Here is a 6,597-nt window from a genome sequence, read left to right as displayed (position 1 = left end):
GGTCCCACCCGGTGGCGAAGAGTCCGTTCCCGCCGCTCCGCTGCGCCATCTCCTGCGCCCACGCCAGGAAGAGTACGCCGCCGCGGCTCTCCGCGTCCGTGGCGTGGTCCCACCGCTCCAGCACCGCGGCCGCTTCCCGCGAGGCGGGGGTGCCGCGCTCCCGCACCGCGGCGAGGAGGTCGTCGAGCACCCGGTCGGCCAGCTCCATCCGGGTGGAGTGCTTGTAGGCGATCATCTCTTCCAGCGAGATGCTGGAGTCCGCCATCACCAGCTTCGCGGAGTGCTGCGGCCGGAACTCCATCCCCCGGGGCGCCATGTACTCCGGGAAGGCGTCCGGGCGGAGCGGCGCGGGGAAGGTGGTGGTCCAGGGCGGGTCGTTGGCGTTCTGCAGCCACCCGCTGGCGGGGTCGAGCACCCGCGGGAGCTCCGCGTACGCGTGGGTGCGGGTCCAGAGCGTGGCCGAGGTGTCCCCGCGGACCGCCCCCTGCCAGTGCTCCCAGCCGCCGCGCGAACGCACGGGGACGCGCCCGTTGAAGAGGTGCAGCACGTGCCCGTCGCGGTCGGCGTACATCACGGTGAACATCGGCATCTGCAGCCGCCCCACCGCGCCCTCGAACTGCTTCAGGTTCCGTGCGCGGGCCATCTCCCAGTACTGGTCCACCATGAAGGGCTGGTCCAGCCCCGCCACCCGGTACGCGAACGCGTTCCCGTCCCGCTCCCCCAGCACCGGTCCGTGCACCGACGCGCGGACCATCAGGGTGTCGTCGCGCTGCGTCCCGTCGCTGCCGCGCACCCGGATCACCTCGCGGCGCGTCTCGAAGGGCCGCACGCCGCCGTCCCAGCGGTACCCGCCCTCCGCGAGGGTGAGGGCGTAGACGTCGGCCCCGTCCAGGGTGTTGACGGTGTGCGTCCACCCCAGGAAGTCGTTGAACCCGATCCCGACGAACGGGAAGCCCACCAGCGCCGCCCCGTACACGTCCACCCCGGGGCCGACGAGCTGCGCCTCGTACCAGGTGAAGACGTCGCTCCAGGGGAGGTGCGGGTTGGCGAGGAGAAGGGCGTTCCCGCTGGCGGAGCGCGAGGGCGCCACCGCCCAGGCGTTGGAGCCCGCGGGCGGTCCCTGGATCCGTTCGGCGACGGCCGTGGGGTCGCCCAGGAAGGTGAAGTGGATCACCCGCTGGACGTGGGCGAGGACGTCTTCGCCCGTGACGGGGAGCACGGCCTCGACGCGGTCGGCGATGAGGTCGGGATGCGCCGCGGCGTAGGCGTTGATCCCGGCGGCGAAGGCGTCCAACCGCCTGCGCCCCGCCGGGCTCTGCGCCCGGTACCACTCCCGCGCGCGCCCCGGGATGCCCATGGTGCGGACGGTGCGGTCGGAATCCAGGAAGCGCTCCCCCCAGTACTCCGCGGCGCGCCCGCGGGCCTGTCCGTACATGCGCAGGAGGAGGTCGCCGTGGCTCTCCGCCTGCGCCCACCCGAAGGCGCGCACGAGCGACTCGTGGTCCTTCGCGTACACGTGGGGGATGCCCCAGCGGTCCCACAGGATCTCCGCCCGCGGGGACTGCGCGGCACGGCCGGACTGCGCGACTGCCGCGGCGTTCGGTGCGTTCGCCAGGAGGCAGACCAGGGCGAGCGATCGCCAGAAGGTTCGCATGTGACGTGGGCAGGTTGGTGCCGGACGATGAAGGGCCGGCGCGGGCCGGCGGGACGAGTGGTGAGACTAATCGCCCGGGCTCAGGTGCGCAATGGTTGTCTGGATATAATCGGCAGTGGTGATGGCGGAGAACGGGGAGAAACGGCTGCGCAGACGCCGAGAGCCGGATCGGGGAGACGGGGTATGGAGCACCCGGTTTCATCGGACACTCGACAGGGATAGGCTGAAGAGGTCCAGAGAACCGGAGGGAAGATGTTGGAGGAAAGAGAGTGCCCGAGCGCTGGAGCGCGAAGCGGAAGAGCGTGATCGACAGCTGCGGCGCCGGAACACCTGTCGTGCAGACCCGCTTGCGAACGGCATAAAATTGGACTACCATTGCACGCATAGATCCTGCTCATTCGCATCACCAGCGTTACCAGCACGTTGGACGGTGCTCCCACCCCGGAGTCTCGACCATGTGGAAATCCGTCCTGCTCCTCCTCGTCTCGGCCGCCCCCCTCGGGGGGCAGGGGCTTGAGGCAGTTCGGGGAGCGCCGTCAACGCGCCCCGTCCTCCGCGCAGCGCCGCTCGCGGGGCCGATCCGCGTCGACGGCCGCTTCGACGAGGCGGCCTGGGCGTCCGCGGAAGTCGCCAGCGACTTTACGCAGTCGTATCCCAGCCCCGGGGCCCCCGCCACGCAGCGCACGGAGGTGCGGGTGCTGGTGGGGCCGGACGCGCTCTACATCGGGGCGCGGATGTTCGACACCCGCCCCGACTCGATCGCCGCGCAGCTCTCCCGCCGCGACGTGTTCGGGACCTACTCCGACCGGATCCTGGTCAACGTCGACAGCCGCAACGACCGGAGGACCGGGTTCCACTTCGGCGTGAACCCACGAGGCGTGAAGCAGGATGCGTACATGTACGACGACACGCGCGAGGACGCCTCCTGGGACGCGGTCTGGGAGGTCGCGACCACGGTGGACTCGCTGGGGTGGACGGCGGAGTTCCGCATCCCCTTCTCCCAGCTCCGCTTTCCCGACCAGGTGGAGGGGGAGCCGGTCTGGGGTCTGGGGCTGATGCGCGAGATCGCCCGGAGCCAGGAGCGCAGCAGCTGGTCACCCTGGACGCGGAACTCTCCGGGCTTCGTCTCCGCCTTCGGCGAGCTCCGCGGGCTGGCGGGGATCCGCACCCCCAAGCGGCTGGAAGTCCTCCCGTACACCAGCGGCCGGCTGGAGCGCGCCCCCGGCGACCGCGCCAACCCCTTCTACGAGGGGAACGAGTGGGCGGGCTCGATCGGGGCGGACCTCCAGTACGGCCTCCCCGGCGGGCTCACCCTCACCGGCACCGTGAACCCCGACTTCGGGCAGGTGGAGGTGGACCCGGCCGAGGTGAACCTGACCGCCTTCGAGACCTTCTTCCCCGAGCGGCGGCCCTTCTTCGTGGAGGGGAGCGACGTGTTCCGCTTCGGCGAGGTGAGCGCCTTCAACACATACGGCTTCTCGCAGTTCTTCTACTCGCGCCGCGTCGGGCGCGCCCCGCAGCGGCTGCTGGGCGGGAGCGAGTTCGCATACGCCGACGCGCCCGACCAGTCCACCATTCTCGCGGCCGCCAAGGTCACCGGCAGGACGGCGGGCGGCTGGACGGTGGGGATCATGGACGCCCTCACCTCCGAGGAGGAGGCCCGGTTCCTCGGGGCGGACGGGCTCCGGCACAGCACCCCCGTGGAGCCGCTCAGCAACTACTTCGTCGGGCGGGTGCGGCGCGACCTGCGCCAGGGCAACACGGTGGTGGGCGGGATCCTCTCCTCCACGCACCGGCGGATGGACAGCGGCGTGTTCGACGGGCTGCTCCGCTCCCGCGCGTACGTGGCCGGGGTGGACGCGCAGCACCGGTGGGCGCGCCGCACCTGGGTGCTCTCCGGGTTCCTGGCGGGCTCGCGCGTGGAGGGGCCCGAAAAGAGCATCGCGACCACGCAGCGCTCCAGCGCCCGCTACTTCCAGCGCGACGACGCCGACTACCTCCGGTTCGACAGCACGCGGACCTCGCTGGGCGGCCACATGGGCGGGCTCGCCCTGGCCCGGACGGGGAGCTGGCGTGGATCCGTGGCCTACCAGTTCTCCAGCCCCGGGTTCGAGATCAACGACCTGGGCTTCCTGGGACGCGTGGACTACCACGCCTTCTCCACGCAGCTGGGGCGGCGGGTGTACCGGCCGGGAAAGGTGTTCCGGGACCACAGCTACTCCGTCTCCACCAACCACGCCTGGAACTGGGGCGGGGACCGGATCCACGACCTCTGGTCGGGCGACGTCTCCGCCACCTTCACCAACCTCTGGAACGCCGGGGCCTCCGTGGCGTATGCCCCGCGGACCCTCAACGACCGTCTCACCCGGGGCGGCCCGCTGGCCGAGAGCCCGCCGCAGTGGCGGGTGACGCTCCAGGGGGGAACCGACCCGCGCAAGCGCTTCGGCCTCAGCAGCACGCTTACGCACCGGGAGGACACCTCCGGTGAGTACGACCGCTCGGTCAACCTCTCCGCGTCCATCCGCCCCAGCACCACCCTGCAGCTCACCCTCGGCCCCACCATCCGCGCCCGGCGCGACACCGACCAGTACGTCCTGGCCCGCCCGGACACGCTGTCCTCCACCTTCGGCCGGCGGTACGTGTTCGCCAACGTGGACCAGACGATCTTCGCGCTCGACACCCGGCTGAGCTGGACGTTCACGCCCGACCTCAGCCTGCAGCTCTACGCGCAGCCGCTGGTGAACTCCGCCGACTTCTGGGACTACAAGGAGTTCACCACCCCCGGCGGGTTCGAGTTCGACGTGTACGGCAGGGACCGCGGCACCATCCGCACCAGCACCGCCTGCGGGAGCCGGGCCGGCGCCCCCGACGTCCATACGGTGGACCCGGACGGGAGCGGCCCCGCCGGGTGCTTCCAGCTGCGCGACCGCGACTTCAACTTCCGCAGCCTGCGCGGCAACGCGGTGCTCCGGTGGGAGTACCGTCCCGGCTCCACCCTCTTCCTGGTGTGGCAGCAGCTCCGCAGCGGGTCGCAGCCCTTCGGGGACTTCGACCTGGGCCGCGACGCTGGCGGGATCCTCGACGAGCCGGCGCGGAACATCTTCCTGGTGAAGATGACCTACTGGCTGAGCCGGTAGCCCTCCGCGGGCGCGCTCGCCCGCATCGGAAAGCCCCCGGTGGACCACGTCCGCCGGGGGCTTTCCTCGTCTTCCGGGATCGCCGCGGCCCCGCTACCCGTCGACCGCCACCAGCGGCTCGGAATCGAGCCGCAGACGGGCCGTGTCCTCAACCACCTGGCCGTACTCCAGCTTGATCCGCCGGTCGGCGACGTGGAAGTAGCGGTCGTCGTGGCTGATGGCGATCACCGTCTTCCCACGCTCCTTCAGCTGCGGGAGCAGCTGGTGGTAGAACACCTCCTTGAACACGGGGTCCTGGTCGGCGGCCCACTCATCGAAGAGGTAGATGGGGCGGTCCTCCAGGTACGCGGCGAGCAGCGCCAGGCGCTTGCGCTGCCCCTGCGAGAGCTCGGTGGTGGAGAGCTTCCCCTCCTCCACCCCGACCTTGTGGTCCAGCTGGAGCAGCGCGAGGTAGCGGCGGGCCTGCGCGTCCAGGTCGCGCGTGTCCACCCCGAGCAGCCGGTCGAAGAGGTGGAAGTCGGAGAAGACCACCGAGAACAGCCGGTGGTAGCCCTCGATCCCGTCTTCCGCGACCGGAGCGCCGTCCACGCGGATCTCGCCCGATTCCGGCCGGTAGAGGCCGGTCAGCAGCTTCGCGAGAGTGGTCTTGCCGCTCCCGTTCCCCCCGGTGACGAAGACGATCTCGCCGGGGCGGAAGGCGAGGTGCAGGGGACCGAGTGTGAAGGTGGTCCGCTCGTGCTCCGCGTAGTAGGCGTGGGTGACGCCGTCCAGCTCCAGCGACCGCCAGGATGCCGGCGGGGGAGAAAGGCGGGGCGGCGCGGCGGAAGCGTCCCGGCCCAGCTCCAGCCCCAGCCGCTCCACCCTCTCCATGGCCACCACCGCGCGGCTGAGCTGCGGCATGGAGTTCATCACCACCTGGATGGGGGTGACGATGTAGAGGATGGCCAGCACGTACCCGGTGAGCACCACGGGCTCCACCGGCGTGAACCGCGGGACCACGAACGCCAGCAGCCCGATCACCAGGAACACCAGTACCTGCCCCCAGCTCACCGAGGCCGTGAAGAGGCGGTGGGCGGCCACGTTGTGGGCCTGCAGCTCGACGGCCGTGTGCTCCAGCTCCTCTTCCAGGAAGGCGCGGCGGCGCTCCGCGCTCAGCTTCAGCTCCTTGATGCCCTCGGTGAGCGCCCGGAAGTGGCCGAAAAGCAGGTCCACCCGCTCGCGCAGGGCGCGCACGTGGCCCTGCGCCCTGTGGAGCGGCAGCTGGTAGCCCAGGACGCCGACCGCCAGGAAGACGAACACGCCCAGGAGCAGCTGCCCGGAGAGCACCCCCATGTAGACCAGGCTCCCCGCCACGATCGCCAGGTTCATGCAGAGCAGGGGGAGGATGGAGAAGGTCCCCACCACCGCCGGGATGTCGTTGGTCAGCGTGGCCAGGAGCCGCGGAGTGCCCATCTCCTCCAGGCTCCGGAGAGGGGCCGCGAGGATGCGGCCGGTCATGCTCATCCGCAGCTGGAAGGTGGCCCGCTCCGAGAGGAAGATGAGCAGGAACTCGGAGAGGTAGCGCGCCACCGGGAGCACCGCGCAGACCCCCAGGAAGATCCACGCGAGCCCTCGCCCGCCGGAGCCGTCGGCGTTGATCGCGTGGTTCACCACGGCAACCAGCACCATGTTCCCGAGCCCGTTCACGACGCCGGCCACGATCACCGCGGTCAGGATGGCGCGCGCGTGCGGGATGCCGGTCGCGAAGCGCAGGATGAAGGCGAAGAGCCTGTGCAGATTCCGGAACAGTTGCATGGAGACCTAACC

3 protein-coding genes are annotated in these 6,597 nt (G+C 70.9%); 1 reads left to right on the top strand and 2 read right to left on the bottom strand.

Features of this window, described 5'->3' with window-relative positions:
* A partial coding sequence (locus tag VGR37_01535; GenBank protein HEV2146078.1) for an acylase occupies nt 1-1,654 on the bottom strand: 1,654 nt, incomplete at its 3' end.
* 455 nt (nt 1,655-2,109) lie between these two features.
* Between VGR37_01535 and VGR37_01530 the strand changes: the two genes are divergently transcribed.
* Complete coding sequence (locus VGR37_01530) at nt 2,110-4,791, top strand: DUF5916 domain-containing protein (protein ID HEV2146077.1); 2,682 nt, start codon at nt 2,110-2,112, stop codon at nt 4,789-4,791.
* Nucleotides 4,792-4,884: 93 nt separating this feature from the next.
* Here the strand turns inward: VGR37_01530 and VGR37_01525 are convergent, their stop codons facing one another.
* A complete protein-coding gene (locus tag VGR37_01525) occupies nt 4,885-6,585 on the bottom strand; it encodes a cyclic peptide export ABC transporter (protein HEV2146076.1) in 1,701 nt (566 codons plus the stop codon).
* Between the last annotated feature and the right edge of the window lie 12 nt (nt 6,586-6,597).

Source organism: Longimicrobiaceae bacterium (genome assembly GCA_035936415.1).
Classification (GTDB): domain Bacteria; phylum Gemmatimonadota; class Gemmatimonadetes; order Longimicrobiales; family Longimicrobiaceae; genus JAFAYN01.
The sequence above is the reverse complement of the archived record's forward strand: the minus strand, read 5'-3'. Positions and strand labels throughout refer to the sequence as shown.